Source organism: Arthrobacter sp. SPT-J7, assembly GCF_059089965.1.
In genome coordinates this window covers 1-2,599 of record NZ_JBNHFF010000332.1, presented here as the reverse complement: position 1 = coordinate 2,599, position 2,599 = coordinate 1, and the positions used below count along the sequence as shown (strand labels likewise).

Below are 2,599 nucleotides of genomic sequence, written 5' to 3'. Positions count from 1 at the left end.
ACTCAACATCGACCCGCGGCGCATGACCTTCAAACGGGTTCTGGACATGAATGACAGGGCTCTGCGCGAGATGGTCATCGGACTCGGCGGGCCCACGCAGGGAGTCCCCCGCCAGGACGGGTTCGACATCACCGTGGCGTCCGAGATCATGGCTGTTTTCTGCTTGGCTACTGATCTGGCGGACCTTCGGGAGCGCCTGGGCCGGATCACCTTCGGCTATACCTTTGACCGTTCTCCTGTCACCGTCGCCGACCTCGGCGTGCAGGGCGCGCTGACCCTCCTCCTGAAGGAAGCCATCAAGCCCAACCTGGTGCAGACCATCGCCGGCACCCCTGCCCTGGTCCACGGCGGTCCCTTCGCCAACATCGCGCACGGCTGCAACTCGCTGATTGCCACCCAGACAGCCCGCCGGCTGGCGGACATTGTGGTCACGGAGGCAGGTTTTGGCGCCGACCTGGGGGCCGAGAAGTTCATGGACATCAAGGCACGCATCGGCAGCCTGGCGCCTTCCGCCGTCGTGGTGGTGGCAACGGTGCGTGCATTGAAAATGCAGGGAGGAGTGGCCAAAGACCTGCTGACAGCCCCAAATGTGGTCGCTTTGGAGGCGGGGGTGGCCAACCTGCGCCGGCACATCCGGAACGTGGAAAAGTTTGGGGTGCCGCCCGTGGTGGCCATCAACAGGTTTGCCTCCGACTCGGCGGAGGAACTCGACTGGCTGCTGGCCTGGTGCTCGGCAGAGGGAGTCCCGGCCGCCGTCGCCGATGTCTGGGGGCGCGGCGGCGGTGGCGACGGCGGGGACGAACTTGCGGCCCTGGTGGCGAAGGCACTGGCCGGGCCGAACGACTTCCGGCACCTCTACCCGCTGGAGTTGCCGGTGGAGGATAAGATCCGGACCATAGCCCAGGAAATTTACGGTGCCGACGGGGTGGATTTCTCCGTCCCGGCCCTGAAACGGCTGGCCGATATCGAGCGGAACGGCTGGGGCGGGCTCCCGGTATGCATGGCCAAGACCCAGTACTCGTTCACTGACGACGCTTCCCGCCTGGGCGCGCCCAAGGGGTTCATCATCCACGTGCGCGACCTCCTGCCCAAGACCGGTGCAGGGTTCATCGTGGCGCTCACCGGAGCGGTGATGACCATGCCCGGGCTGCCCGCCGCCCCGGCCGCGATGCGCATGGACGTGGACGACGCCGGCAACCCCGTGGGCCTCGCCTGACCACCCCTACACGGCCGGTTTTGTTGGTACTGGCTGAAGCAGGAGGGTGATGGGGCGTCCAACGGCAAGCGCTCCCCCGCCCGAAGGTGAAGGAGCGCTTATTGAGCCGAAGAGCGGTTTAGCGCTCGAGGTCCCCGCGGATGAAAGCTTCAACCTTTTCGCGGGCGAGGTCATCGTTGAACTGCTCCGGCGGGGACTTCATGAAGTAACTCGATGCGGAAAGCAGCGGCCCGCCGATGCCACGGTCCAGGCCGATCTTGGCGGCGCGGATGGCGTCAATGATCACACCGGCCGAGTTGGGTGAGTCCCAGACTTCCAGCTTGTACTCGAGCGAAACGGGCGCATCGCCGAAGTTGCGGCCTTCGAGGCGGACGAAGGCCCACTTACGGTCATCAAGCCACTGGACGTAGTCCGACGGGCCGATGTGGACGTCCTTGGCGGCCAGTTCGGCTTCCACGTTGGACGTCACGGCCTGGGTCTTGGAGATCTTCTTGGACTCGAGGCGGTCACGCTCCAGCATGTTCTTGAAGTCCATGTTGCCGCCGACGTTCAGCTGGTACGTGCGGTCCAAAGTGACGCCACGGTCTTCGAAGAGCTTGGCCATCACACGGTGCGTGATGGTGGCACCGATCTGGCTCTTGATGTCGTCACCAACAATCGGCACACCGGCGGCGGTGAACTTGTCCGCCCACTCCTTGGTGCCTGCGATAAAAACGGGCAGGGCGTTGACGAAGCCCACGCCGGCGTCGATGGCGCACTGGGCGTAGAATTCGGCAGCTTCCTGTGAGCCAACCGGCAAGTAGCACACCATGACGTCGACCTTAGCGTCCTTGAGCGCCTGGACAACGTCCACCGGCTCTTCGTTGGACTGCTCGATGGTCTCGAGGTAGTACTTGCCGAGCCCGTCGAGGGTGTGGCCGCGCTGGACGATAACGCCTGTGGGCGGCACGTCAGCGATCTTGATGGTGTTGTTTTCGCTCGCCAGGATCGCGTCGGCAAGGTCAACGCCGACCTTTTTACCGTCAACATCGAACGCGGCGACGAATTCAACGTCGCCCACGTGGTACTGGCCAAACTCAACGTGCATCAGGCCCGGGATCGTGGCCTTGGGGTCTGCGTCCTTGTAGTAGTGGACGCCTTGGACCAGCGAAGCGGCGCAGTTTCCTACGCCGACGATTGCAACACGAATCGGATGTGAAGACACGAAACTCCTTTGAGGACAAACGTCAGCCGCCCCGTTCGGCTTCAGGGGAAGGACGACGGCGGCTGGCAGGCACGGCGCCATGCGGCGCCTTTTCATAGTACCCAACAGAGCGGGACAAGGACCTGTTCCCCTGTCCCACTCTTTGGGATGACGGCAGGAAACTAAACGGGCTGCTTCCA

The 2,599-nt window shown here is 63.8% G+C and carries 2 protein-coding genes; one reads left to right on the top strand and one right to left on the bottom strand.

From position 1 onward, the window contains the following. The coding region (locus tag AC5RWX_RS32220) for a formate--tetrahydrofolate ligase (RefSeq protein ID WP_494100246.1) at window positions 1-1,216 on the top strand (1,216 nt) is incomplete at its 5' end. A 118-nt stretch (window positions 1,217-1,334) separates the two neighbouring features. On the opposite strand, the gene AC5RWX_RS32215 is transcribed toward AC5RWX_RS32220, so the two are convergent. Continuing rightward, entirely contained in the window at window positions 1,335-2,420 is a 1,086-nt protein-coding gene (locus tag AC5RWX_RS32215) for an inositol-3-phosphate synthase (protein ID WP_494100245.1), read from the bottom strand. Window positions 2,421-2,599: the final 179 nt, after the last annotated feature.